Here is a 25401-nt window from a genome sequence, read left to right on the forward strand (position 1 = left end):
ATAACTTAAAAAGGGGGATATATATGAAAACTAAAGAGAAAACAACAAAAGGTTTTTTAAATGGTGTGATAATGGATGTAACCAATGAAAAGGAGGCTGAAATAGCTGAAACTGCAGGTGCTTGTGCTGTTATGGCATTGGAAAGGGTACCTGCAGATATTAGAAAAGACGGGGGTGTTGCTAGAATGTCTGACCCCGCAATGATAAAGTCAATACAGAAGACAGTTAATATTCCGGTAATGGCAAAAGTTCGTATAGGACACTTTGTAGAAGCACAGATTTTAGAGGCCATCGATGTAGATTTTATAGATGAAAGTGAAGTTTTAACTCCTGCTGATAACGTTCATCATATAGGAAAAGAGAAGTTTAACACTCCATTTGTATGTGGTGCTAAAAACCTTGGTGAAGCTTTAAGAAGAATTGCTGAAGGCGCTTCAATGATTAGAACTAAGGGTGAAGCAGGCACAGGTGATGTAGTAGAAGCAGTTACCCATATGAAACAAATTAACGATGATATAAGAAGAGTATCATTCCTTGGTCAAAATGAGTTAGTGAACGCTGCTAAAGAGCTAGGAGCTCCTTTACACCTACTTGAATATGTTTTTAATCACAAAAAATTACCCGTAGTTAACTTTGCAGCAGGAGGGATTGCTACACCAGCAGATGCTGCACTAATGATGCAACTAGGGTGTGATGGTGTGTTTGTTGGCTCAGGGATATTTAAATCTAATAACCCAGTAAAAAGAGCTGAAGCAATTGTTAGAGCTGTAAAAAATTATGACAATCCTAAAAAGCTAGCTCAAATATCCGAAGACCTAGGTGAAGCCATGAGTGGGATAGCTATTCAAAGTTTGGAAGAAGAAAGTAAGTTATCTAAAAGAGGATGGTAAATATGATTAATAATAGCTACAGCTTTTAGCTGTAGCTATTATTTTTGGTTTTTTCAAGAAAAATTAAGTAAATTCAATCTAGTTACTGTAAATTAGGATAATTATAATAATTGATTACTAATAAGACTTGCAGGAGTTTGAATAATAAAGTATAATAAATATAATAATACTAGGTGAGAATGATTATCAAAGAGAGGAGGTAAATACAATGTGTGTTTATATCGTTGGTGGTGATCGGGTGGAAAGTATTAATAAAAACCTAAAAAGCTTAGGTGCAACAAAGATTATGCATGTTGATGGCAGAAAGACTAGATTTAAGAAAAATTCGCACATACCCACAAAGGCAGATTTAGTTGTAGTGCTTACAGATTTTATTAATCATAACAGTTCTTCTGCCTTTAAAAAAGAAGCTAAAGAACGTTCTATCCCCATAGTGTTTTCAAAAAGGTCTTGGGCTTGTTTGTCATGCAAAGTTCAACCGATATTAAGCAGCAATTAATAATAAAAGAAACTTTCCTAAATTATAGGAGAGTTTCTTTTATTATTATAAACTATTATAGCAACATGCTATCAGTTAGGGAAGCTTCATCAATAATTGTACTATCTTGATACTAGAGTTTGAGAATATAGGGTATATTATTCAATTTCATCAAGGAGATTTGCCATTTCTATTACTGTAGTAGCAGCTTCAAATCCTTTGTTACCAACCTTTGTGCCGGCTCTTTCAATAGCCTGTTCAATAGTATCAGTTGTCAGTACACCAAAAATAATGGGGATATCTAGTTCTAAAGAAGTAGCTGCTACTCCCTTAGTAACCTCATTAGAAACATAATCAAAGTGTGGAGTAGCACCTCTTATTACAGCACCTAAGCAAATTACACCAGCGTATTTTTTAGATTTAGCCATCCTCTTTGCAACTAGCGGAATTTCAAAAGCACCCGGGGCCCATGCAACTTCAATATCTTCTTTTTTGACTCCATGCCTTTTTAACCCATCTAAAGCACCAGAAAGTAGCTTGCTTCCGATGAACTCGTTAAACCTTCCAACTACGATACCAAATTTCTGTCCTTTTGCAACTAAATTACCTTCATAAACTCTCATTATTTTTCCTCCTTTAACATATGTCCCATTTTTTCTTTTTTTGTTTTAAGATAAAACTCGTTTCTTTCGTTGTGATTTGTTTGGATAGGTACTCTGTCAACGACTTCCATGCCATAGCCTGCTAAACCAGAAAGTTTCTTTGGGTTATTTGTCATAAGCTTTATTTTTTTAATACCTAAATCATGAAGAATTTGAGCGCCGATTCCATATTCTCTCATATCCTCTGGAAAACCTAGTTTAACATTTGCTTCTACTGTATCGAATCCTTGATCTTGCAGCTCATATGCTTTTATTTTATTTATTAGTCCAATACCTCTACCTTCTTGGCGCATATAAAGCAAAACGCCTTTACCTTCTTCTTCAATTTTTTTTATAGCTGCTTGATACTGCTCGCCACAGTCACAGCGAAGGGAGCCAAAAGCATCACCAGTCAGACATTCTGAGTGAACTCTTACTAGCACTTCATCATTATCTTTAACATCACCTTTAACTAAAGCAACATGATGTTCGCCATTTAACTTATTAATGTATCCATGCATTTGAAAGTCGCCATATTTAGTAGGCATTTCAGCGCACGCTTTTTGCTCAACTAGCAGTTCATGCTTTCTTCTATATTCTATTAAAGAGGCAATAGTAATGATTTTTAATTTATGTTTTTTCACATAATCCATAAGTTGAGGAACTCGAGACATAGTTCCATCTTCATTCATGATTTCACATATTACACCTGCAGGGCATAATCCAGCGAGTCTTGCCAAATCAGTAGCTGCTTCAGTGTGTCCTGCTCTTTTTAAAACACCACCCTCTTTAGCTATGAGAGGAAAGATGTGGCCAGGTTTAGTAAAGTCCTTTGGCTTTGAAGAAGGATTAACTAATTTAAGTATAGTATCTGCTCTTTCTTTAGCTGAGATTCCCGTTGTAACATCTGCCGAGTCAACTGAAACTGTAAAAGCGGTCTCCTTGGGATCTGTATTGTTGCTAACCATCGGGTAAATGTCTAATTCTTCTAATCTGTCCCTTATCATAGGTGTGCATATTAACCCACGTCCGTATTTAGCCATAAAATTTATAGCCTCTGTGGTAGCCTTTTCTGCTGCCATTAATAAATCCCCTTCATTTTCTCTATCCTCATCATCAACAACTACAATCATTTTTCCCTGCTTAATATCTTCTAATGCTTCTTCGATAGTATTAAATTTAATCATACTGTTACACCCCTTTCTATTTAAGCAAATCCATTTTTTTGTAAAAAACTAATATCAATAGAATTTTTGTTTTGGTATTCCCGTTTGTTAGCACTAACTAACTTTTCTACATATTTTCCCACTAAATCGTATTCCAAATTTACTTCATCGCCAATTTTTTTCTCCAGTAAAGTAGTGCCTTCCTTGGTAAGTGGAATAATTGAAACCTTGAAACTATTATCAGTTACATCAGCAACTGTCAAACTAGCGCCATCAACGGCTATGGACCCTTTTGATATCACATACTTGAGACTAGTATTGATAGGATCTATAGTAACCCAAGTAGCATTTTCATCTTTTTGAAAATTAACTATTGCACCTACATCATCGATATGACCAGAAACCATGTGGCCACCTAACCGATCTCCTAATTGTAAAGCCCGTTCCAAGTTAACTTTACTGCCGACACTTAACTTTCCTAAATTACTCTTAGCCATTGTTTCAGGCATAACATCAGCATCAAAATGATTATTTGAAAAATTTATCACTGTTAAACAGACTCCGTTAGTACTAATACTATCCCCGACTTTTACATCGTCTAAAATTTTTTTTGCACTAATAGTGAGGCTACAAGACTTAGCGCTTTTTTTTATCTTTTCCACCTTTCCAACTTCCTCAATAAGACCGGTAAACATAATCTCACATCCTTTTTTTAACATAACCAGAAATTAATATATCATCTTGAAATCTTTCGATGTCTATATCTGTTAAGTTAACTGCATTATTTATGCACTCAATTCCTTGTCCGGCTACAGGAGTTATGGCTTTTTTACCACCTATAATTTTTGGAGAGATAAAGCTCAAAACTTTGTCCACATTATTTGTGTTAAAGGCACTAAAGTTCAACTGCCCACCTCCTTCAATAAGTAAGCTATCAATTTTCATTTCTCCTAGCTTGCTTAAAAGATATGACAGGTCTACTTTTCCTGTTGTATTAGGAGTTACAATAATTTCGGCACCTTTTGCTTTTAAAGAAGAAATTTTTGAGCTGTCAGTATGTTCGGTGGTTGCAATTATAGTTTTTGCTTTAGAATCTATGTTTAAAACTTTAGCGCTGAGTGGTATTTGAGCTGTTGAGTCCACGACAATTCGATGAGGGTCTGCACCCCTACCATCAGGTAAACGGCTTGTTAAAAAAGGATCATCGTTTAACACTGTGCCTATACCAACCATTATTGCTGCAACTTGATTTCTTAAATCATGGACATAAGCTCTAGATAATTTATTTGTAATCCATTTAGAATCACCAGAGACAGTTGCTATCTTACCGTCTAGCGTCATAGCAGTTTTAACTATAACAAAGGGTTTCTTTTCAAGAATATATTTAATAAAAAATTCATTAAGTTTTTTTGCTTCATTTTCTAAGACACCAGTGATTACTTCAATCCCCTTTTTTTTGAGAATGGTAATACCTTTACCTGCAACTAACGGGTTAGGATCCTTCATAGCCACAACGACTTGCTTGATGCCACTTTCCACAATTGCTTCAGCACAGGGAGGAGTTTTCCCATAGTGGGAACAAGGCTCTAAAGTAACATACATAACAGCATCTTCCAAGTTTTCATGGCAATTTTTTAAAGCATTTATTTCTGCATGGGGACCACCATAGTACTCGTGGTAACCTTCTGCAATTATTCTATTACCTTTAACTATAACTGCGCCTACTAAAGGATTTGGAGATACTTGTCCTCGACCTTCTTTAGCTATATCTAATGCCCTTCTCATAAACTTATACAAACTATCACCTCCAAAAAAGTATAAAAAAGGCTCTGAAGATATACTTCAGAGCCTTAAAAGTTGATAAATGTATAATAGGTTAAGTATAACTTCTTACCTACTATAATTACCTATAGTTCACCTATTTATAGATAAACTTCTTCTCCCATCCAGACTTTAACTGTCGGTCTTGGAATTTCACCAAATCAACCACATTTGTGGCTCGCGGACTATACCGCCGGTAGGGAATTTCACCCTGCCCTGAAGAAATTATTTTTATTTACTTAAAAATATCACAATACAAGCTTACTGTCAATTATAAAAAGACACTTTAATTACTTATAGCTAAAGAAGAGGTAAAATTCCATGGATTCAACTTCTATTGAATTACTTTCTTCCTCCCCAAAACCGTAGATATTTGTAAAAACAAATTTGATAGATATATTTTGATCGTCGTCGGTATAGGTCATTTTAGGTAAAGATAAGACTTCGGATCCTTGATGTTGTTTATAAATGTCTTTAGCTATGCTACCTATATCTTTAACGTAAATTGCTTCTTCATTTTTCAAAATATACAATTCGCTTTTTTCATCACTGGAACTTACTGTAAAGTCGCCAATTTTAAGCTCAGCGCTATTATGATTGTTTAGTGTAAAATGACCAAAGTGCTGATATTGCTTAATGTCTATTAATTCATCTTTTGAAAGGCGGATCCTAAAATATTCTCGCCTTTGTCTAAAGTGGTCATAGGGACCTCTTTGTAGCTCAAAACCAAAGACCTCTTTGGTATCTTTTATGTTGAATCCGTCAGGCAAGTAGTCTAATTTTTTTAAGTCGTGGTTTCTATCAAAGTAAACAATAATACTGCTAAGCTTATACCTATCTTCTACTGATAGTTCATTTTGAGGCTGAATTTCTCCATTTCTAAGCATGTCATGTTCTGTTAGTAACCTTTCAAAACGAGTGTTTTGACTGGAAATGGAGGTGGAATAAGCGCTCCAAGGTCCAATGACTGATAAAATGGCTATTAAAGCTAAGGATATAGGGATTACTATACTTCTTTTGTGTGAAGAAAAAATGTGGTAAAGCATAATCCCTAATAGCCACAGCCCTGCTACTAAAGCAAAATACCTTCTTTCAGTAAATCCATATGCTGATATTCTAATATACATAGAAACTAGCATCATTACTAAAAGAGGAAGTGAAAGCTTGGGGAGGTAAATTTTAAACATGGTAGTCCATCTGCTTGTTTTTTTAAGGGGAGATATCACTAATAAAACTATAGTAGCTAACAATAGATACCAAAGGACTAAATTCGCAACAACACCCTGGGGAAGTTCTCTTGCTAAGAGTATGTTAACGAAATATATATATAAAATTAAGGTATAGGCAGCTATTAGCGGCGTTAAAATATACCTTAGAAGAACGCTAATAACTTTAGGGTAATCCTTAACAGTTAATTTTTGGTGTTTTTTAGGTATATCTGCTAAAAAGAAAACCGGGGCAAATATTCCTACAACAATTAGCCAGATATCTAAATAAGCTTTAGATGAAATGTTGATGGAAAAAAGCAGGTTTATCGTCAATAATAAAGCTGAAACACCCATAAATAATATCATTGAATATAGATAGGTAATAAAAAAGCTTGTAAATAATCGAATAACATATAGCTCATACTTAGGTAATTTAAAAAAGAATGGGATGAATGTAAAAGCAAGGGTAAAAGCAAGAAAAAGGGCTGCATATCTTGTAACAGTTAACATAGTAATATCCTTCAATAAAAAAATTAGAAAAGGTAATAAAAGTAATAGAAGTAAGCTAGAAACAACGGTTTTTACTTTGGGTGTTTTTAATTGTATCTTTTCACAAAGGACTTGTGCAGATAAGGAAATAGGAACCCCTAATCCAAAAGTCATACCTAACCTTATAAACAACTGCTGTTGTTCTATAGTAGGGAAATTTATTCTATTAGCCAAGATAAAAGCTAAAGTAGCCAATATCGAAAATAGTATTGAAATAGGAAAGCGGTTACAGGCAGATAATATTTTTTGAGAAAGTATATATATTCGGTTTTTAAAATACAAAGTAACTCACTCCTTTTAATCTAATAATATCATGAAATCACCTTTTAAAATAGGTCGTGGTAAGAATACTATTTTTGTAATAGCAGTGATATTTTTCTAATAAACGGAGATATTAGAAAAGTGAGGTGATGAATTTGAAACTGTTCAGACTGTTATACTCAATGAAAACAGGAATTGTACTTTTAATTATTTTAGCTTCGGTATCTGTAATTGGCACTTTAATCCCACAAGAGAGGCCTATGGGATGGTACCAAGACAACTATAGTAATAGGGTTTTTACCGCTATAGAGATGTTTAATTTAGATGATATGTACCACAGTAGATGGTTTTTTGGGTTATTTATTTTGTTATCCTTAAATCTTTTTTTATGTAGCATAGTTAGACTTCCAAAGGTATATCAAAGGTTCAAAAAACCGTACATAGTAAATGGGAATAAGTTTAGAATTATTGATGTTGAGGTTAATACCTTAAAGAAAGTAGTTACAGATATGGGGTTCAAAAAAACAGTTGTTGAAGGACCTACATTACATACCAAAAAAGGATTTGCTGGATTTTTTGGTTCGTGGCTAACTCATCTAGGTATGCTGATTATTATAGTTGGGTATGTGGCTGGTATATATCTTGGGTTTAATTATCAACTAGTGGGAGTAGCAGGAGATACTGTTCCGGTTTCTGGTACAGATGTCGAGGTTTATATAGATGACTTTGTGGTTGATTATAGAGAGGATAATACAGTTGATCAATACTATTCCTATGTAACAGTTAGTGATGGGTATGAAAACAAAAGTGGAGAGATCTCTGTTAACAATCCTTTGGCCCATGATAAGTATAACTTTTATCAGTTAGCAACTGGATGGATGTTGGACTTGGAATACACTTCCAGAGGGGAAACTACGACAAAAAGGTTGTATCAACGGGATGAAGCGTTGTTAGAAGACGGCCATTTAGCGGTTAGAGTGCTGGAATTTAGACCAGACGCCATAGACAACACTCCTCACCTAAAACATCCTATGCTACTTTATCAAATAGTCCAGCACGGTAGGGTTTTAGACATGAATGTAACGGAGTTTGATAAGCCAATCACATGGATGGGAAGGACAATTACCTTTACAAATCCGCAGCAATATACTGTGCTAGAGGTTTCTAATGACCCGACTTTAGGTTTTGTAAGCATAGGGGCGACTGCTTTGCTAGTAGGATTATTTTTAAGTTTTTATGTTAATCCATCATCAATACTTTGTGTACCACATCCTCAAGGGGGATATGAAGTAACAGTATACAGTGCAAAATTTGTAGAAGAAACAATAGAAAACTTAAAAAAAGAACTAGAGGGGGTTGAACAAAGTGATAGAAAGAACATTGTTTAACATAGCTTTTTTTGGTTACGCCTTAACCTTAGTTTTGTATATGACTTTTATGTTTAAACAAAACATAAGATTAGCAAGAATTGCTTACTTAACTTTGATAATTTCATGGGCCTTTCATACAGCTTCTATTGCAATAAGATGGTATGTGGCAGGACATCCACCATTAACTAATCAGTTTGAATTTGCTTCAAGTTTTTCATGGGGTATAGCCCTTTGTTATATCTACGTTTATCACAAATACAGGTATCATGGTCTTGGAATATTTATTTCACCGGTTATATTTATGATTGCTGGATATGGCATGAGTCTTTCTAGGGATATTTCACCTTTGATGCCAGCCCTACAAAGTAACTGGTTATTTTTTCATGTTTTTACAGCGGTCCTTAGCTATGGAGCTTTTGGGGTGGCATTTGGATTAGGAATTCTATATATTGTAATGAATAAACTTAAAAGTGGGAAAGATATAACTAAGCACTTACCTGAGCTAGAAAAAGTAGACCTGTTAATTTATAGAACTATAGCTTTTGGATTTTTATTTTTTACGTTGGTTATAGTTACAGGAGCAATTTGGGCTCAAGAAGCTTGGACTCGGTATTGGGCATGGGATCCTAAAGAGACATGGTCACTTATTACTTGGAGTATCTATGCAATCTTTTTACATGCTAGATTAAAAAGAGGAGCTAAAGGACAGAAGCTAGCGATGTTTGCTATCATTGGTTTTGCTAGCGTGCTGTTTACTTATATGGGTGTAAATATGCTTTTGCCTAGTATTCATAGCTATATGTAAAAATAAACTAATTGAGGTGATTGGACGATGAAGAGTTGGCAAAAGGCGGTAATTGGATTAGCAGTGGTTTTAGCTCTAGGAATAGCAGTTTATAGCTATATGGGTGAGCCGGAGGCAACCCCAGAACCTCCAGAGGATCATGATGGAGAGGAAGGTCCAGAGCAAGAAGATAAGATTTTGGATCCGGCTCATTGGGAAGATGAGTACCCTGAAATTTATCAGTCTTATATGCGTAACACTCCTGACGATGATGATAATGTAAAGAGAGGATCTGATCAGCAGGTCGATTATATTGAAAGATATCCACAGATAGAAACTATTTACGAAGGGTTTGGTTTTGCAAAGGAATATTTTTCTACAGTAGGACATCTTTATTCCTTGACTAGTGTAAGAGAAATTGCTAGACCAAAACCAGGTGCTAATTGCTTGGCTTGTAAGACTGCAGACTATGAAGGGTTTCATGAAGAGTATGGAGATGATTTATTTGCAATGGAGTTTAATGAAATGGCAGAAAGAGCTCAGTGGAATATAACCTGCTATAGTTGTCATGGTAACAACCCAGGAGAAGCGTATATATCTGTTCCACAAGCAGAACCAGGATTTGCCCAGGTGGACTTTGATATCCCTGATGGTACAGCTAGTTGTGCACAATGCCATGTGGAATATTACTTTGACGAAGATACTATGGCTGTTGTATTTCCTTGGGAGAATGGTTTAACAGTTGATGATATGGAAGAATATTTTGATGAAAGAGAATTTGCAGATTGGGAGCACCCTAGAACTGGAACTCCTCTTATTAAGATACAGCACCCTGAATTTGAGATGTATACCGGTAGTCCCCATGATCAGTTAGGCATGAGCTGTGCCGATTGTCATATGCCGACAGTGGAAAGTGAAGAGGGAGTAGAGTATGTATCTCACTGGTGGAGCAGCCCGTTACACACTGCAGAAGAATCTTGCTTAGGTTGTCATGCTGACCATGATGCAGAAAGTATCAATGAGTGGGTAAGTGAAGGGCAAGCCGAAGTTGAAGAAAAACAGGTACAAGCTATGGATACACTAGTAGAGTTAATAGAAGAACTAGCTGCAAGAGTGGATAATGATGACCTGGATGATGAAGTATTAGAAGAAGTAAGGAGCTTACACCGACAAGCGCAGATTAGATGGGACTTTGTATTTGCAGAAAATAGTACAGGGAGCCATTACTTCGACAGAGCACATGAGTATTTGGATGAATCTATAGAAATTGCTGAAGAAGCTCTGAGAATTTTGGAAGAAAACTAAATACGATTCTATCCAATTAAGTTTAATGGACTGCCTCGAGGAAATCTTGAGACAGTCCATTATTTTAAAATCTTACTTTTTTTAACTCCACTAGGCTATCTTCGCTTAAACGCTCATTGGTGAAAATATAGAAAACAGGTGGAAGAGTTAATTTATCACCATCAGCTAAGCTACTGCTGCTAACTAGACTAAAAATCATAACATCTTGATTTAAATGGATATTTAATTTATTATCATTACTTATGTCTGAAACTATTTGTAGCTTGTAATCAAAATTTTTGTTGCCAAAAATAAGTGAGGAAAAACAGTTGTCATGTAAGTCAAAAGCAGCTCCTTTTTGATAGAGATTTTGACCTTGGATATTGTCGTATTGCATAAAGCAGTCGCTTAGGTTATTCATCTTTAAAAACCCTTGGGTAATTAAGTTTTTATCAAAATAATGTCCTGTTTTTTGTTCAATAGAGTTTAATTGGCAAACGATAGGAAGACCTCCCATAGTGAGGTAATGCTGATTAATAACTAAACCTTTAAGCTCCTCATGAGCTTTAAGTTTCGTGCTAACTTTTATACCAGTCCAAAAATTACCCATATTGTCTGAAAGCTTTGTAGTACTAAGATTGGGAGCTTCTTCTTTTTCTAAGCAGCTGCTACGTAGTTTAGAAGTTATAAATGTAATTCCACCATACCAAGGATTGAACCAAGACTTTGGCTTAGCTTTAGGGTAGGAGCTATCTAGGAAGTTTTGTCCTAAAAACTCTAAGCTATAAAGATAGGGACCGTACTCAGAAGAGATAGAAAAGCTTAGCTTACCATTTGATACCGTACTGTTGCTACTTACGGAGGTTTCAACTTTCCCATCATTTTTTGGTATTATCAGCCTTTCCCAGTTTGTAGTTCTGGCCTTTGTAGAGTTTTGGCATTGGACTATATCTATGTCTTTTGCACTATTTAGAGAAATATCAATGTTATGTTTATGGCATTTTGAGCTTATGTCAATAGTTTTACTTGACTTATCAAAACCATTTTTCTTAGAGGTTACAGTAAACTCTCCTGACAAATAATTAGTTCTTTGTTCGACAAAAGTGACATCAAAGTTTTTTGGTACAAAAGGATTTCCCCCATTAACTTCAACTTTCAAGGGAGCGGTTAATTGTTGTATAGGTTCATTTTTCCCTATGCTAAAATTTCTAAATTTGCTCCAGTTATCAAAGGTATTAACAGAGAGGAAAATTGATTTAGTTTTTACAGAGCTTTGAGCTGGTATTTTGCCTAAGTTTTTTGAAAGACTTATAAACCAGTCAGTAAAATCGAGAGTAAAGTCTTTGGACCAGCTCACTCCGCAGTTGCCATCTTTTTCGTATCCGAAAAGCCAGTTTTCGCTAACTTTGGCACTTTTCCAATAGTCAAAGGATATTGCAGATGAGTCTTGTAAGTGTATAAATTTATTATCATATGGAATAATGCAAGCTGAAAAGTCAGTAAAAACTGGAGTTCTTAGCCAAACATCTTCCTTAGCTCTTTCTAAGCTATTATTGGTTACCTCAAAGTAATTTTCTAAAAGACCGTTAGCGTGCAAATTGTTATATACAGCAACTTCCATATCGGAAAACTTTTTGGAGTTATAAGTAAGCTTAAGAGTCCCAACCCCGTCATTTTTTGAGAAATGCACCTCGCTTGGTCTGAGTCTAGTGAATTCATCGCAATAGGGCTTTCCTAGCTGTGGAGGCATAAAGGAGACTTCGTTATATTCTAACTCCTTCATATTTCTCCAGCCATCTAATTTTTCGATGTGAACATAATGGCTACCGTTGCATAATACCCAATTATCTTGGTCTTCACCATGAAATATAGAGCTATATCCTTTAAAGGCAAGCGATAAAGGAAGATGGAAGTTAATGGTTTTACCATTTTTTCTTTTAACTATTGCTTCTATTTGTGAGTTATAAAACCCAAACTTAGTTAAAATGTATGGAACTTTTATGGACTTTCTTTCTTTAGGCTTTAAAAAAAAGCTAAAGTCTTTGTTTGGAAATGTTATAAAATCTTTTTTATCCAAGCTAAAGGTAAGCTCTACTTCTTCCTCAAACTTATTTTCTAGGTCTATATAAAAGCAGTGCTTTTGTTCAAGGTGGCACTGATCACCTGGGAGTTTAGCTCTCATTTTTATAGGAAACTGAGGAGCAATCCCAACTCCCAGTTTAGCTTTTTTTCCGTTAATGGTAAAATTAGCAGCAACTAGGGGGTGTGTTTTCCAAATACTTTGCTCTTCTTGGATGGGGTTTACTTTAAAATTTGACTTAATAGTATGTTCACTGTTAACAGAAACATTGGTGCTAAGTCCAAATTCTACATTTTTATCATTTTCACCGTGAATAGAAATTTCCAATGGTTTATCGGTTTTGTTTACAATATGGTATGAAACTTCATATTTAGCTCCAAAAACCAAATTTAAATTTTCTACTGTTGTTGTAATTTTATACTCTGGTGTATCTATGAGCCTTATACACCTACCACGTCCGTCAAACTCAACGTTCAAATAGGTTTCGCTGTTTTTCCAGCTATATCGATAATACTCAAAATTATTTTCTTTGCGGCCATCGGGGATGATATCAGCTTTGCGACAGTTGTCATCATACCAGTCCAAAGTAGTGAAATACTTTTTTAAAGCTTCTGTATTCATTAGCGCTGGAACGAAGTTCATAAGATGAGTAGTATCATTTCGGTCTTCCCAAAAGAAACCAGCTTTTTTGTATAAAGGCACAGCCTTTGTATTTCCAGGCCATGTAAACAAATCTAAACGTGGCTGATTTAGCTCAACCACCCTTTCAATTACTTTTAACAAAAGCTTTTTGCCGATTTTTTTACCATGTTGATCTGTGCGAACATTTAAAAGAGGTATATACATAGTGTTATCATCATAAGCATAATTACTTAAAGAACAATAACCAACTACTTTGTCACCTTCTACTGCCAAATAAACATTAATGTTTTCAGAATTGGCTTCATTTTTTTCCACCTGCTCCGGGGTAAGAACTACATCTGAACCTCCCCAACCTTCATGACTATGATTCCACATTTCTGCTACGCCTGCTGCGTAGCTTTTATTATACTCAACTATTTTTACGTTACTCATGGTAACCTCCTAACGTTATTGCCTGCATGGTTTTAGGCATAAAAAAACCATAGGTAACTTAAACCCATGGCTGAATTCTAAAACGACACTAATTATTTGTAAATAGCTTCCAGACCATGCAGGCAGGGTTTATAATCCATCTTTACTTTTTTAGATAATATAGTAAGCTTAAACATAAATCCCTACCTCCTTTCTGATTTTTCTTATTTTTTTATTATAGCTTGCAAAGAAACAATAGTCAAACAATTTAATAAAAATGATAGTGTCAAGTTACTGTAGGAAAAAAATATATGAAAATCCCTATGTTTTAATAGAACCTATTAACACAGTATTTTAAGCATAATAATCCAAGCCTAAAATGCAACTGATTTTAAGCACTGTCTTTGCCAGTTTTTCCGGCCGATATTTAATGCAGGAACATTGTCCATAGTCTCTTGCATTGGCTTTCTCATTCGTTTTTTTATGACCCTTTTATCTATCTTTAAGTCCTTCTTTTTTTGTCTTTCACGGCTTTTATTATCCTTCATAAACTGATAAACATTTCCCCCATTAGCACGATATACCCTTAGTCTAGCCATTTCATCTGCCCCAGTTATGCTCCAACCTAAGGGCCTAGAACTTAGCCTTGCAGATAGTATATGGCTTATATGACCTTCTGCACTACAGCCTATGTAGTCTTTATCAAAGCTTTTTAAAATACCTTCCCAATTATTCAAAATGTACTTTTTACATTCCCTAACTGCTGCTCTTTTAGTGTCTAAATCAGTTTCATAAATTATTGTATCTAATAGAACTTCCACTGCTTCTTTATCTTTTCTGTGTATATGTTTCCATAAAAGCTTTCTGGCTTCATTCATATGGGCCGTTGCCTTTTTAACATATTTAGATAAGTGGAAGTAATCAAGAACATACTCACTGCCTTTTATCCAGTCTAATCCTTCTTTGATCCATTTTGCTCCGTCACCGGATAAAAAGATCTTTTCCACTTTATCCATGTCATAAGCGCTATCTATATAGTTTGCTACTTCTAACCATAAGTCTTCATTACTGCTATAATTACCAGTAAAGTACCTAAGACCTTGTAGTTCATACCTCCCTTTAGATACCAGCTCTTTACCTTCATGAACATATATTAATTTCATAATTTTATTTGTCCCATCTTGGATTGATACATGGTCTTCATCCGCTTCTATGTATATTATTCTAGGAGTTTCTTTAGGAGGAACTTGGACAGCTTCATTTTCAACTGGCCCTATTTCTCTTATTGCATTCATAACAGTTTGATCACTGATATCTACATTATCTAATAGTTGGTTAGCAGACTTTTGATATGACAAGTCTAAGGACTGCTCAACTAGCTTTGCTTTTGTCGATAAGTCTATCCTTGCATGAGGTTCTAGTCCTACAAAAGCATCTGATAGGTAGCCATATTCACCTGTTTTTTTATTTTTATAGTATGTTCTTTGATAATTAACTTCTCCAAAAAAAGTTATTAAGGTTTTAGGATCATTCCTACGCTGGATATAATGGCTTTCTTTCCTGCTTTTCGAATCTCTAATTACATCATCTGTAATTTCTAAGGCTTCCTTTATCAACGTTACTCCTACATCATCTAAGGTTTTTTTAACTTCTAAAATTAAGTCAGATACATCAGCGTTATTATCTAACATTTTTTCTACACTTTGCGTGTATTCATGGGTGATTTTTTTCATGACTTCCTGTATAATTTTATTCATAAGAATAGCTCCTTTCTTGTTAGGTGTGGGTTTTCTCGATTCTATCTTAACATAAGGAGCTATTCTTTTTTATATTTTTTCCTACAAATATTTTACACTAAGATAAAAATTAATATATTATTTAAAACTCTTGTATGGCTAAACTTATCTTGTATAATATAAATAGGATGGTAAAGGAGGAAGAAATGGTGGAAAAAAATCAAATTCAAAATGGATTTAAATATATAAACGGCAATTCTAAGGCAGTATTGGTTATTCACGGTTTTACTGGATCACCCACAGAAGTTCATCCTTTAGGAGAATTTTTGTCAAATCAAGGTTTCGATGTATATGGACCTTGTCTCCCAGGACATGGAACTTGCATACAAGATATGATTAAAACTACAGACGAAGATTGGATTAAATCAATAGAGAAAACTTTAACCGAAATAATAAACAAATATTCCCAGTGTTATGTTGTTGGGTTTTCTATGGGTGGGGCAATTGCATTACACCTTACCAGAAAATATCAAGAAAACATAAACGCTGTTGTTAGCATATCAGCACCTATTTATATTCCAAAAGCTACCTATTTGGCAACAGTAATCAAACACTTTAAAAAATCAATACCTAAGCCTCCAAAACCAGATTATGGTGTGCCGATCTTTAGTTATGAGGAGACTCCAGTGGAATCTTTGCCTTACATTGTAAAGGTAATTAAAAGGGTAAAAAAAGATGTAGGTAAAATTAGTATTCCTATACTAGTAGCTCAGGGTATGAAAGACAGCACAGTATATCCTAAGAGTGCGGGCTATATATATGGAAATGTAGCTAGTAAGGATAAGTTAATAAGGTACTATGCTAATGCCACCCATATGTTGCCGGTGGAAAAACAATATAGAGAGCAGTTATTTAAAGAAGTAAGTAACTTTTTAAATAAATATTAAAGTGGGGGAAAAAATTGAAGTTTGATGAGCTTTTAGAAAATAATAAAAAATACCTACAAGATAATGGGGAAATATGTAAAAGTAAAATACCTAAATATCCTCGAAAAAGAATGGCTATTTTAACATGCATGGATACAAGGTTAACTTTTCAACTAGAGAAAAGTTTAGGTTTAAAAAGAGGGGATTCAATAATTTTAAAAACAGCTGGAAATAATATGAGAGGGCAAGAGGTTAGAAGCCTAATAGCTGCAATTTATACCTTAAAAGTTGATAAAATTATGGTCATAGGACATCCAGATTGTGGCATGGCTAATTTGGATGTAGAGAATATCAGAGATAGAATGATTTCAAGGGGAGTTAAAAAAGAAGATATAGATAAATTAGGCGATCTAGAGTACTGGTTCGAAACATTTTGTGATACCAAGGATAATGTACTAGATAATGTAAAGATGTTAAAAGAACACCCTTTAATTCCAAATGATGTAAAAATAGGTGGATTTTATTTTAATCAAGACACATCTGAACTATTCAAACTTTGCTAGTTTCTATAAAATAAATGCTACCTTTCGCCTAAACGAAAGGTAGCATTTATTTTATTCAAGAGAACTGATTGTGAGAAGGGGAGGCAAATAGTAAGTGAGTGCTACTTTAAAGTTTCAAAAATAGTTTTTTGCAATTAAAACTATTAAATGATATATTTAAAATAATAGTTCGCAGTTTTATGAATAATAGTAATAGTTAATTAACAAAAACTGATGGTAAATTTCAGGAGGGGTATTATGTCAAGAGAAGACCATTTAAAACTTGTAAAAAAACATGTGCAAAATAAAAACCTTATTAAGCATATGATTGCTACTGAAAAAGTTTTAGAAGAGTTAGCTCATTATTTTAACGAAGATAGAGAGAAATGGGCAGCAGCTGGGTTGTTACATGATATCGATTATGATAGTACAGCCGAAAATCCCCATATGCATGGCCTCATAGGAGCTGATATACTTGAAAAAGAAGGATTTGATGATCAGGTAGTTTACGCAGTAAAAGCACATAACCCAGCACATAAATTACAAAGAAATAGTAATTTAGATAAAGCTTTATATTGTACTGACCCCATAACTGGCCTAATAGTTGCGTCAGCCTTAATTCATCCTGAAAAAAAACTTAATTCTATAGATGATGAATTTGTTCTTAAACGTTTTAAAGAAAAACAGTTTGCTAAAGGGGCGAATAGACATCAGATTTCTGCATGTTCTGAACTAGGACTTTCTTTAGAAAGGTTTATAAGTCTTGCTTTAAATGCAATGCAAAAAAATCACAAGGAATTAGGGCTATAAAAAAATACTTCTAGGTCAATTAACCTAGAAGTATTTTTGTGTTTTAATTTTTTCTTTTAAATGGCTTATTCTGTGGCTGTACCATGCTGTTTGTGGGTAGAGCTGATCTTGAATGTCACTCCAATTTAAACTACGTTGATTTATAACATCTCTAAAAAATTGTTCTGGTGTTAGTTCTAACTTTTCAATTAAAGCTTGAAAGGTTTTATTGCCCGTAGTTAACTTTTGTTCTGAATTTAATTTATTGTAATCATATAATGGGCTAGGTAAACTAGAATCATTATTAATATCCTTTCCATACCGCTTTTTAAAACTATGCATTGAAGCACACAGACATAAGGAATCTATAAGCCAATCTTGATTTGGAGGGACTTCAATTGTTTTAAACCAAAGTTTTGATAGTTTGGGGGCTAAGCTATCAAATAATAACTGTTCTCTTTCAGTTGGTGTTTTGCCTTTTTCTTTTACTTTCTCCAACAGCCATGTGGGTAAAACTGTATTTATTCCGTCGCTAAACGGATGAAAATTTCCGGAGGTAATAATAATATTTAAACTTTTGTCCAACGGACGGGGTAAAAAATCATCCCAGTGCTCTAAAATACATTTTGCAATTAAATTGATTTTTCGCGCTTGATTTAAATAGTTTCTAGGGTATAATATGGTAATATTATAGTTTCTATAGCTATCTCTAGTTTTAAGTAAGTTATCACCTACCATGGACAATCCGTAGCAGCTGTTATTTTTGAATTTAACCAACTGCTTATTCCCCTTTACCCCTTGCTTTATAAGGTTACCGCCGCTGATTAACTTTAGACCTTTATCAGCAGTTAAGCAAACTAGACTGGGGTGGTTATTATTAGAAGGTTTTTGTGGAAAAATAAAGTTACTTGCATTAATAAAGAAACTACCCTTTTTTATAGAAACCCAGTAATTAGGGGAACAATAATATTTGTATGTAAGCTTTACTTTATTTACAAGATTTGGATTTACAGGCAACTTTGTGGTTATAACTTTTACATCGTCATATAAAAACGTATTTTTTTCCTTAAACTTTAGCGGGTAGCCTAGATAAGCTACTTCAGTTACTGAACATTTTTTATTCAACAATATGGAAATAGTTTTGCTTTCATTGGATAAAATAACATTGGATTTAAATTTTACTATACTATCCTTTACATCCGTATAAACTTCAGATTCTAAGCAAGAAACCTCATAAGGAAATTTGCTTTTAAACATATTAAAAAAGAACTGTTGTAATCGAACATTGTTAAACATAGAACCTCCTCCCCTTGGAATCTAACTATTTGAACTATTCTATATTATTATGGAAAAACCTTTATAAAATATACATTTTAAAAGAAAAAAAGGAGTGAAAAAATGATAAAAGAAAAAATCTTAAGCTATATGTTAGAGGAAGCTTATAAACCTTTAACCTTTGATGAGTTAATTAAAAAATTTCAGCTTGAACAACAAGATGTCAATTCCTTCAAAAATATTTTAGATGAAATGGAGAAGCAGGGTGAAATAATACAAACAAGGACTAAGCGTTATGGAGTTCCCGAACGAATGAATCTTGTGGTTGGAAGGCTACAGGGGCATTCTAAAGGGTTTGGCTTTATTTTGTCTACAGATCCAGAAAAAGAAGATGTTTTTGTAAGCCCAGAAGATATGAATGGTGCACTGCATAATGATAAAGTAGTAGCTAGACTGCATAAAGGGGGAGCTCGTCGTAGAGAAGGGGAGATAATAAGAATACTAGAAAGAGCCAACACTACTGTGGTTGGTACTTTTGAAAAAAGTAATAATTTCGGTTTTGTAACCCCTGACGATAAAAGAATTAATTTAGATATATTCGTTCCTAAATCTGAATTTAACAAAGCACAAAATGAAGAAGTTGTCGTGGTTGAGGTCACCAGATGGCCAGATAAAAGACGAAATCCTGAAGGAAGAATCATTCAAAAACTAGGCAATAAACACAACCCTGGCACCGACATTTTAACTATAATGGCCAAATATAAACTTGATCCACAGTTTCCCAAAGATGTTGTAAAGGAAGTAGACACGGTGCCTGAAGTCCTCGAAAATCATGATTTGCAAAACAGAAAAGATTTTAGAGAATGGCCAATAATAACCATAGATGGAGATGATGCCAAGGACTTAGATGATGGGGTATGTGTTAAAGAACTGGAAAATGGAAACTTTGAATTGAGTGTGCATATAGCAGACGTTTCTCACTATGTAAAGCAGGGAACAGCATTGGACAAGGAAGCTTATGAAAGATCTACCAGTGTTTATCTAGTAGACAGGGTTATTCCGATGCTTCCAGAAAAACTTTCTAATGGTCTGTGTAGCTTAAATCCTAAACAAGATAGGTTGACCATGTCGATAGTGATGGAAATTGATAAAAATGGGAAAGTAGTTAACCATGATATAGTTCAAGGTGTTATAAATTCAAAAGAGAGAATGACCTATACTGATGTTAAGAAAATCTTAGTTGATAATGATGAGGAATTGATTTCACGGTATAAAGGGCTAGTTTCTCAATTTAAAAGCATGGAAAAGTTAGCATTAATTCTAAACAAAAGACGTCAAAGAAGAGGAGCCATAGATTTCGAATTTCCTGAGGCTAAAGTTCAGTTAGACAGTGATGGATTTCCTATAGCTATAGTTCCTCGCCAACGCACCATAGCGGAGAGGTTAATAGAAGAGTTTATGCTTGTAGCTAATGAAACGGTGGCAGAACACTTAGCACAGCTTGAAATTCCTGCTATATACCGTATACATGAGCAACCTACTTCAGAGAAAATAACAGCTCTAAATGAGTTTATTCATAACTTTGGCTATCACCTCAAAGGATCTGCTGAAAAAATTCATCCCAAAATATTAGCAGAGTTATTAGATAAAATTAAAGGAGAAGCAGAACAGAGAATTATAAGCACTGTAACCTTAAGATCAATGAAACAAGCAAAATATCATCCAGAGAATAAAGGACATTTTGGGTTGGCAGCTAAGTTCTATACCCACTTTACCTCTCCTATTAGAAGATATCCTGACTTAATGGTTCATAGAATACTTAAATGGATAATAACAGGAAAAATGAACGGAAAAAGAATAAAATATCTAGAAAAAACAATGCCCGACGTAGGGCTGCATACCTCTACTCAAGAACGAAAAGCAGAAGAAGCAGAAAGAGAAACTGTAGACTTAAAGAAAGTGCAATACATGGAGGGACATATTGGGGATGAGTTTGAGGGAATAATAAGTGGTGTAACTAACTTTGGTATGTTTGTAGAGCTTCCCAATACTGTAGAGGGATTAATTCATATCAGCAATATGACCGACGACTATTACCATTATCACGAAAAAACTTACTCACTCCTTGGGGAGAAGAGTAATAAAAAATACAGACTAGGTGACAAAGTAACAGTTAAAGTAGCACAAATCGACAAAAATGAAAAAATTATTGATTTTCTTTTGGTTTAACACTTGCAAAGGGAAAAAACCTGTGATACTATAAAAGTACCCCAAAGTTATACCCATTAACCCTTTACCCGGACACACGGTTACCCGCCGTGTGTCTACCCCTTTATGGGGAATTTTAATCTGGAGGGGAATAATAATGAAATCAATAGCTGTTAATAAAAAAGCGAGACATGAATATTTTATAGAAGAAACCTATGAAGCAGGCATAGAGCTGAAAGGCACAGAGGTAAAGTCAATCCGTGCTGGCAAGGTTAACCTTAAAGATTCTTTTGCAAGAGTTGAAAATAATGAGGTTTTTGTTTATGGAATGCACATTAGTCCATATGAACAAGGAAATAGATTTAACCATGAGCCTACTAGACAACGAAAATTGTTATTGCACAAAGAGGAAATCAAAAAACTGATTGGAGCAACTCAACAAAAGGGTTTATCGTTGATTCCTACAAAATTATACTTTGTGAGAGGACTTGTAAAAATGAAGATAGCGCTAGCTAAAGGGAAAAAACTTCACGATAAACGACAGGATTTGGCTAAAAAGGATGCTCAGCGTCAGATTGAAAAGGCTTTTAGAGAACGGCAAAAGGCTTAAACATAGACGCTGCTTATAAAATATGTTATAATAAAAGTTACACAAATCCCGGGGGCGTACTGGTTTCGACGGGAGTAGTTGCCAATGGGGTAGCGAGCCGAGGGCCAGGGCCTCGTAAAAAACTGGAACCTTTAAATTAAACGCTAACGATAATAATTTAGCATTTGCTGCGTAAATAACGCAGCCATCTCTTTTAGATCTTGTCTGTGGATCTAATATGAGGTGTCAAACTTAGCAGACTACCCACTAAGGTTCGCTTCGCCCTTAGCGGGAAAAACTAGAAGCTAGTCTCTACGGAATTCTGTCTTTGGAAGTCCATAGAGACGAACACCAAAGCAAAGACTTTGCTCGGAGAGACCACGCTGGTAGTACTTCCGGACGGGGGTTCAACTCCCCCCGCCTCCACCAAAATAACCAATATGACAATACATAACTCCTAAGCTGAAAACAGCTTAGGAGTTTTTTGCGTCTACGACCAAGAGACACAAGGGACTGGAATACTTGTAACACGTTCCCCAGTGGGACAAAGTTCCTGTCCCCTGTCTCATTGGGAGTTTAAAGAAGAATTTCATATAAAAAGGCTGGGACATTATGAGCTGTCCCCAGCCTTTGCTGTTTTTTATTTAGTATTATAATATATTAAATAGAAATAGAATGGATACACCTATGATTAGAATTGAGCTAATTATTCCTATTAATCCGCCTATTTTGCGCATTTTGTTATTAACTTCTGATTCCTTTTTGCCAAAGGCCCATGATCCAAAAGTAGTATCACTAGGATTTTGAAATAACCAAAGAAAATACATAAAAAAAGGAACAATAAAAATAATATATATAATCTCCATAAAAGGCCTCCTTTCTTGTAATTTTAACAAAAATTGAAAGAAGAGTCTGTGAAGTTTTAATACTCGATGTGTTGCAAATAATCTAAAAACCAACTAAAAGGCTGTCTCCAAAGAAAAAAATCCTTTTGAGACAGCCCATTTTTTAAAAACTTTTATGTGTCATACCAATGACTATGAGTGCTCATAATCCAAGTAATTTCATATCTTATAGGGGTATTAGTGACTAGATTCCATGTAAAATAGAACACATACGACCCGTGCCATATCAGTACCTGTACACTACTGCTCTGACATCGACAAAACAAAACATAGGGTCTACCATTGAAATATGAGATAGGCTCTTAATATATTACGTATGAATTTATGATGAAAGGGGTCTGATTCTTTAAATATTTAAGTTGCACCTCTTTAAATTATAATATAAACTGATACAATGATAATAAAAAATGAGGGTGCGGCTAGCGGGGTTAGTTGCGAGAAATGAGTTAACTCCGACCTGAAATGCAGCTCTGTATTTGTTGTCAGTAACTTTGAGCGGTGTAAATGCCATAATGACTTGTACATACGGAACGGTACGCTCCGCCTATCCTAATAATAAATTCAATATGAAAATACATAAATCCTAAGCTGAAAACAGCTTAGGATTTTTTTACGACTAAGGGAATAAAAATACTGAAATATTTGTTACTCGACCAGTGGGGAAATGTCCCTGTTACTTGTTCTAAAGTCAGATCAATATACTATCTATTTTATCAATAGTGTATTGTAGTTTATATTGATAAATACTTTTGCAACCTTAGATTACAGTAGATATAATTTAACTGTTGTGGAATAAAAATCAAGCAACTGCTTCATAAAAAAGATATGATAAAGGATGTGTTTTAGACATGAAAAAAAGTATTTTTTTATTAATAGTGTTTGTGATTTTTTCTACATTTTTAGCAGGATGTGACTCTGAAACTTCTAATGCTGATATACCAACTTTAAAAGTAGGGTATATTTTTACAAATCATCAAACCCCTTTGATGGTGGCAGCTAGTAAAGGTGAGGATTTAAAAGAAGAAGGTGTTTACTTAAAAGAAGTTACGAGCAGAGAAAGATATGTGTTAATGGAGGAAGACAATCCTCTTGCAAACATAGAGTTGATTGTAACAAGCAATGGTTCGGAGGCTATGACCATGATGAGTCAAGGGCATATCGATATAGGTTTAGCTTCTGGTGCAGCTTTTTTATCATCTTTAGACCAAGGGGCTAATATAAAGATGCTTTGTCCTGTACATACTGAAGGGATTGGTCTGGTAATGGATAAAGATGCTAAAGAAGAGGATTGGGATGATTTTGAGAAGCTAGCAATGAAAAGCGAAGAGCCAATAAAAGTTGGTTTCCACTCACCAACAAGTGCCCCCCTAATTCTTTTTGAATCGGCATTAACTGAGGTGGGGTTAAGTTATACAAAAGACCCAGATGAATTAAATGCGGACATTTTGTTAGTTGACCTTAGAGGGACAAGCAATTTTCTATCTGCCTTAACTAGCGGTCAAGTTGATGCGTGGGTAGGCCCATCACCGTGGCCAGAGCTTGCAGTTACAGAGGGGGTAGGTAAAATTATCCTAGATATGAGAGAAATGTCTCCCTATGGGCAATGGTTTGAGTTTCCTTGCTGTGTGGCAGGGGCTACTGAAAAATCTTTAGATGAGAATAAAAAAGAGGTAGAAGCATTTTTACAAGTTTTGACAGCAGGGGCTAACTATGCAAATGAACATAGCCAAGAAGCAGCAGAAATAACTTCTGAATTTACCGGTGTTAGTGTAGAAGCGGCAAAAATGTCTTCAATAAAATATACAACAGAACCGACTGATCAGTGGATTAATAATTTTGAGATTATATACAACACACTTCAAAATACTGGAAGTTTTGATAACGATTTTGCTCATAAATCTTTTGAGGATATATTTGATATAATTTTTGACATTGATCCTATAGCAAATGTTTTAGAATAATTAGAGTGCATCAATAGAGTTTAACAGGGAGGCATTGTTGTGAATAATAAAGGCCTAAAATTAATAAATCCATTTATACTTCCTTTTTTGTTTATTCTTTGTTGGCAGTTTTTTGCTATAAAAATAGCTAATCCAATTGTTTTACCTTCAGTTGATAGTGTTTTAAACCTAATTATTAAACCGACTGATAATCTTTTAAGTATAGGTTCTTTACTTAGAAACACTTGGGTAAGCTTAGTTAGAGTAGGGATGGGATACTCTTTAGCTGTGTTGATAGGAATTCCTTTAGGGATGCTAATTGGTTACTCCAAATTTGCAGAAAGTTTTCTTAAACCATTTTTAAGTTTATTCAGACCTATTGCTCCATTAGCATGGGTTCCGCTTGTTTTAGCTTGGTTTGGTGTTACAAGTGTAGCTAATGTACTTAATATACAAGAAGGACAGCTTTATACACTATTAGATAATGTAAAAATATCCATGTTGTTTATAATATTTATTGGGGGATTTTTCCCGATATTAACCAATACTATATACGGTGTAAAAAGCGTTCGAAATACCTTGATTGATTCAGCTATAACTCTAGGGGCAACTAAAAAAGATATATTTTTTAAAATTCTGTTTCCAGCAGCCATGCCTTCCATACTTACTGGACTAAGAGTAGGGCTTGGCGTTGCCTGGATGTGCTTAGTTTCTGCAGAAATGTTACCTGGAAGCATTGCAGGTGTAGGATACCTTATTACCCATGCATATACTTTGGCTCGTACAGATATAGTAATAGCTGGCATGATTTCTATTAGTTTGGTTGGTGGTTTTTTTGAGGTAATGTTTAATGTAATAGAAACTAAGTTCTTTAGCTGGCAGAAGCTAGATAAGTAGGTGATAACA

21 protein-coding genes, 1 other RNA gene and 1 riboswitch are annotated in these 25401 nt (G+C 34.6%); of the genes, 13 read left to right on the plus strand and 9 right to left on the minus strand.

What is annotated here, in order from left to right; translation table 11 throughout:
- Positions 1-23: 23 nt before the first annotated feature.
- Together pdxS and PRVXT_RS03095 are read left to right on the plus strand one after the other, a co-directional pair.
- Positions 24-890, plus strand: coding sequence for a pyridoxal 5'-phosphate synthase lyase subunit PdxS (gene pdxS / locus PRVXT_RS03090; RefSeq protein WP_350344225.1), 867 nt, complete (start codon positions 24-26; stop codon positions 888-890).
- 208 nt (positions 891-1098) lie between these two features.
- Entirely contained in the window at positions 1099-1389 is a 291-nt protein-coding gene (locus tag PRVXT_RS03095) for a DUF2325 domain-containing protein (RefSeq protein ID WP_350344226.1), read from the plus strand.
- Between the two features lie 137 nt (positions 1390-1526).
- Here the strand turns inward: PRVXT_RS03095 and ribH are convergent, their stop codons facing one another.
- The 5 genes from ribH to PRVXT_RS03120 form a co-directional block, all read right to left on the minus strand.
- Positions 1527-1991: a 6,7-dimethyl-8-ribityllumazine synthase gene (gene ribH / locus PRVXT_RS03100; protein ID WP_350344227.1), complete on the minus strand. Its 465-nt coding sequence runs from the start codon at positions 1989-1991 to the stop codon at positions 1527-1529.
- Entirely contained in the window at positions 1991-3196 is a 1206-nt protein-coding gene (locus PRVXT_RS03105) for a bifunctional 3,4-dihydroxy-2-butanone-4-phosphate synthase/GTP cyclohydrolase II (protein WP_350344228.1), read from the minus strand. Before PRVXT_RS03105 ends, ribH begins: the two co-directional genes overlap by 1 nt.
- Positions 3197-3216: 20 nt before the next feature.
- The gene (locus tag PRVXT_RS03110) at positions 3217-3894 is read right to left on the minus strand and encodes a riboflavin synthase (protein WP_350344229.1); all 678 of its coding nucleotides are present in this window, start codon (positions 3892-3894) and stop codon (positions 3217-3219) included.
- A complete protein-coding gene (gene ribD, locus PRVXT_RS03115) occupies positions 3875-4960 on the minus strand; it encodes a bifunctional diaminohydroxyphosphoribosylaminopyrimidine deaminase/5-amino-6-(5-phosphoribosylamino)uracil reductase RibD (protein WP_350345098.1) in 1086 nt (361 codons plus the stop codon). Before ribD ends, PRVXT_RS03110 begins: the two co-directional genes overlap by 20 nt.
- A 145-nt stretch (positions 4961-5105) precedes the next feature.
- Positions 5106-5224: riboswitch (FMN riboswitch) on the minus strand.
- 62 nt (positions 5225-5286) lie between these two features.
- Positions 5287-6867: a DUF4153 domain-containing protein gene (locus PRVXT_RS03120; protein ID WP_350345099.1), complete on the minus strand. Its 1581-nt coding sequence runs from the start codon at positions 6865-6867 to the stop codon at positions 5287-5289.
- A gap of 329 nt (positions 6868-7196) precedes the next feature.
- Here PRVXT_RS03120 and PRVXT_RS03125 point away from each other — a divergent pair, with 329 nt between their 5' ends.
- The 3 genes from PRVXT_RS03125 to PRVXT_RS03135 are packed head-to-tail and all read left to right on the plus strand — an operon-like array spanning position 7197 to position 10473.
- A complete protein-coding gene (locus PRVXT_RS03125) occupies positions 7197-8402 on the plus strand; it encodes a cytochrome c biogenesis protein ResB (RefSeq protein WP_350344230.1) in 1206 nt (401 codons plus the stop codon).
- The gene (gene ccsB / locus PRVXT_RS03130; RefSeq protein WP_350344231.1) at positions 8380-9189 is read left to right on the plus strand and encodes a c-type cytochrome biogenesis protein CcsB; all 810 of its coding nucleotides are present in this window, start codon (positions 8380-8382) and stop codon (positions 9187-9189) included. The genes PRVXT_RS03125 and ccsB overlap by 23 nt, the downstream gene beginning before the upstream one ends.
- Before the next feature lie 27 nt (positions 9190-9216).
- The gene (locus PRVXT_RS03135; protein ID WP_350344232.1) at positions 9217-10473 is read left to right on the plus strand and encodes an ammonia-forming cytochrome c nitrite reductase subunit c552; all 1257 of its coding nucleotides are present in this window, start codon (positions 9217-9219) and stop codon (positions 10471-10473) included.
- Between the two features lie 64 nt (positions 10474-10537).
- Here the strand turns inward: PRVXT_RS03135 and PRVXT_RS03140 are convergent, their stop codons facing one another.
- Both PRVXT_RS03140 and PRVXT_RS03145 read right to left on the minus strand, forming a co-directional pair.
- Positions 10538-13606: a GNAT family N-acetyltransferase gene (locus PRVXT_RS03140; RefSeq protein ID WP_350344233.1), complete on the minus strand. Its 3069-nt coding sequence runs from the start codon at positions 13604-13606 to the stop codon at positions 10538-10540.
- A 353-nt stretch (positions 13607-13959) separates the two neighbouring features.
- Positions 13960-15342 carry an ISLre2 family transposase gene (locus PRVXT_RS03145; protein WP_350344234.1) on the minus strand — a complete coding sequence of 461 codons (1383 nt, stop codon included), beginning with the start codon at positions 15340-15342 and terminating at the stop codon, positions 13960-13962.
- 188 nt (positions 15343-15530) lie between these two features.
- Between PRVXT_RS03145 and PRVXT_RS03150 the strand changes: the two genes are divergently transcribed.
- The 3 genes from PRVXT_RS03150 to PRVXT_RS03160 all read left to right on the plus strand — a co-directional run bounded on the left by PRVXT_RS03150 (position 15531) and on the right by PRVXT_RS03160 (position 17599).
- Positions 15531-16268 (plus strand): alpha/beta hydrolase, encoded by a 738-nt coding sequence (locus tag PRVXT_RS03150; RefSeq protein ID WP_350344235.1) that lies wholly within the window; start codon positions 15531-15533, stop codon positions 16266-16268.
- Between the two features lie 14 nt (positions 16269-16282).
- Positions 16283-16810 (plus strand): beta-class carbonic anhydrase, encoded by a 528-nt coding sequence (locus tag PRVXT_RS03155; RefSeq protein WP_350344236.1) that lies wholly within the window; start codon positions 16283-16285, stop codon positions 16808-16810.
- Between the two features lie 237 nt (positions 16811-17047).
- Entirely contained in the window at positions 17048-17599 is a 552-nt protein-coding gene (locus PRVXT_RS03160; protein WP_350344237.1) for an HDIG domain-containing metalloprotein, read from the plus strand.
- A gap of 24 nt (positions 17600-17623) precedes the next feature.
- Here PRVXT_RS03160 and PRVXT_RS03165 read toward each other — a convergent pair whose 3' ends face one another.
- Positions 17624-18874 carry a hypothetical protein gene (locus PRVXT_RS03165; protein ID WP_350344238.1) on the minus strand — a complete coding sequence of 417 codons (1251 nt, stop codon included), beginning with the start codon at positions 18872-18874 and terminating at the stop codon, positions 17624-17626.
- A gap of 102 nt (positions 18875-18976) precedes the next feature.
- Between PRVXT_RS03165 and rnr the strand changes: the two genes are divergently transcribed.
- The 3 genes from rnr (at position 18977) to ssrA (ending at position 22079) form a co-directional block, all read left to right on the plus strand.
- Positions 18977-21082 carry a ribonuclease R gene (gene rnr, locus PRVXT_RS03170; protein ID WP_350344239.1) on the plus strand — a complete coding sequence of 702 codons (2106 nt, stop codon included), beginning with the start codon at positions 18977-18979 and terminating at the stop codon, positions 21080-21082.
- A gap of 136 nt (positions 21083-21218) precedes the next feature.
- Positions 21219-21671: an SsrA-binding protein SmpB gene (smpB, locus tag PRVXT_RS03175; protein ID WP_350344240.1), complete on the plus strand. Its 453-nt coding sequence runs from the start codon at positions 21219-21221 to the stop codon at positions 21669-21671.
- 50 nt (positions 21672-21721) lie between these two features.
- Positions 21722-22079: a transfer-messenger RNA gene (gene ssrA, locus PRVXT_RS03180) on the plus strand.
- Positions 22080-22300: 221 nt separating this feature from the next.
- Here the strand turns inward: ssrA and PRVXT_RS03185 are convergent.
- The gene (locus PRVXT_RS03185; protein ID WP_350344241.1) at positions 22301-22516 is read right to left on the minus strand and encodes a hypothetical protein; all 216 of its coding nucleotides are present in this window, start codon (positions 22514-22516) and stop codon (positions 22301-22303) included.
- 887 nt (positions 22517-23403) lie between these two features.
- Here PRVXT_RS03185 and PRVXT_RS03190 point away from each other — a divergent pair.
- Together PRVXT_RS03190 and PRVXT_RS03195 are read left to right on the plus strand one after the other, a co-directional pair.
- Positions 23404-24516 carry an ABC transporter substrate-binding protein gene (locus PRVXT_RS03190; protein WP_350344242.1) on the plus strand — a complete coding sequence of 371 codons (1113 nt, stop codon included), beginning with the start codon at positions 23404-23406 and terminating at the stop codon, positions 24514-24516.
- Positions 24517-24555: 39 nt separating this feature from the next.
- Positions 24556-25392, plus strand: coding sequence for an ABC transporter permease (locus PRVXT_RS03195; protein ID WP_350344243.1), 837 nt, complete (start codon positions 24556-24558; stop codon positions 25390-25392).
- Positions 25393-25401 lie beyond the last annotated feature (9 nt).

The organism is Proteinivorax tanatarense (assembly GCF_040267685.1).
GTDB lineage: Bacteria > Bacillota > Proteinivoracia > Proteinivoracales > Proteinivoracaceae > Proteinivorax > Proteinivorax tanatarense.

What these genes read in the sequence shown, in the direction of transcription:
- smpB (WP_350344240.1), top strand. Translation starts at nt 21,219, where the DNA reads ATGAAATCAATAGCTGTTAATAAAAAAGCGAGACATGAATATTTTATA.
- PRVXT_RS03095 (WP_350344226.1), top strand. Translation starts at nt 1,099, where the DNA reads ATGTGTGTTTATATCGTTGGTGGTGATCGGGTGGAAAGTATTAATAAA.
- rnr (WP_350344239.1), top strand. Translation starts at nt 18,977, where the DNA reads ATGATAAAAGAAAAAATCTTAAGCTATATGTTAGAGGAAGCTTATAAA.
- PRVXT_RS03145 (WP_350344234.1), bottom strand. Translation starts at nt 15,342, where the DNA reads ATGAATAAAATTATACAGGAAGTCATGAAAAAAATCACCCATGAATAC.
- PRVXT_RS03140 (WP_350344233.1), bottom strand. Translation starts at nt 13,606, where the DNA reads ATGAGTAACGTAAAAATAGTTGAGTATAATAAAAGCTACGCAGCAGGC.
- ribD (WP_350345098.1), bottom strand. Translation starts at nt 4,960, where the DNA reads ATGAGAAGGGCATTAGATATAGCTAAAGAAGGTCGAGGACAAGTATCT.
- PRVXT_RS03165 (WP_350344238.1), bottom strand. Translation starts at nt 18,874, where the DNA reads ATGTTTAACAATGTTCGATTACAACAGTTCTTTTTTAATATGTTTAAA.
- ribH (WP_350344227.1), bottom strand. Translation starts at nt 1,991, where the DNA reads ATGAGAGTTTATGAAGGTAATTTAGTTGCAAAAGGACAGAAATTTGGT.
- pdxS (WP_350344225.1), top strand. Translation starts at nt 24, where the DNA reads ATGAAAACTAAAGAGAAAACAACAAAAGGTTTTTTAAATGGTGTGATA.
- PRVXT_RS03120 (WP_350345099.1), bottom strand. Translation starts at nt 6,867, where the DNA reads ATGACTTTTGGATTAGGGGTTCCTATTTCCTTATCTGCACAAGTCCTT.
- PRVXT_RS03125 (WP_350344230.1), top strand. Translation starts at nt 7,197, where the DNA reads ATGAAAACAGGAATTGTACTTTTAATTATTTTAGCTTCGGTATCTGTA.
- PRVXT_RS03190 (WP_350344242.1), top strand. Translation starts at nt 23,404, where the DNA reads ATGAAAAAAAGTATTTTTTTATTAATAGTGTTTGTGATTTTTTCTACA.
- PRVXT_RS03160 (WP_350344237.1), top strand. Translation starts at nt 17,048, where the DNA reads ATGTCAAGAGAAGACCATTTAAAACTTGTAAAAAAACATGTGCAAAAT.
- PRVXT_RS03135 (WP_350344232.1), top strand. Translation starts at nt 9,217, where the DNA reads ATGAAGAGTTGGCAAAAGGCGGTAATTGGATTAGCAGTGGTTTTAGCT.
- PRVXT_RS03185 (WP_350344241.1), bottom strand. Translation starts at nt 22,516, where the DNA reads ATGGAGATTATATATATTATTTTTATTGTTCCTTTTTTTATGTATTTT.
- PRVXT_RS03110 (WP_350344229.1), bottom strand. Translation starts at nt 3,894, where the DNA reads ATGTTAAAAAAAGGATGTGAGATTATGTTTACCGGTCTTATTGAGGAA.
- PRVXT_RS03105 (WP_350344228.1), bottom strand. Translation starts at nt 3,196, where the DNA reads ATGATTAAATTTAATACTATCGAAGAAGCATTAGAAGATATTAAGCAG.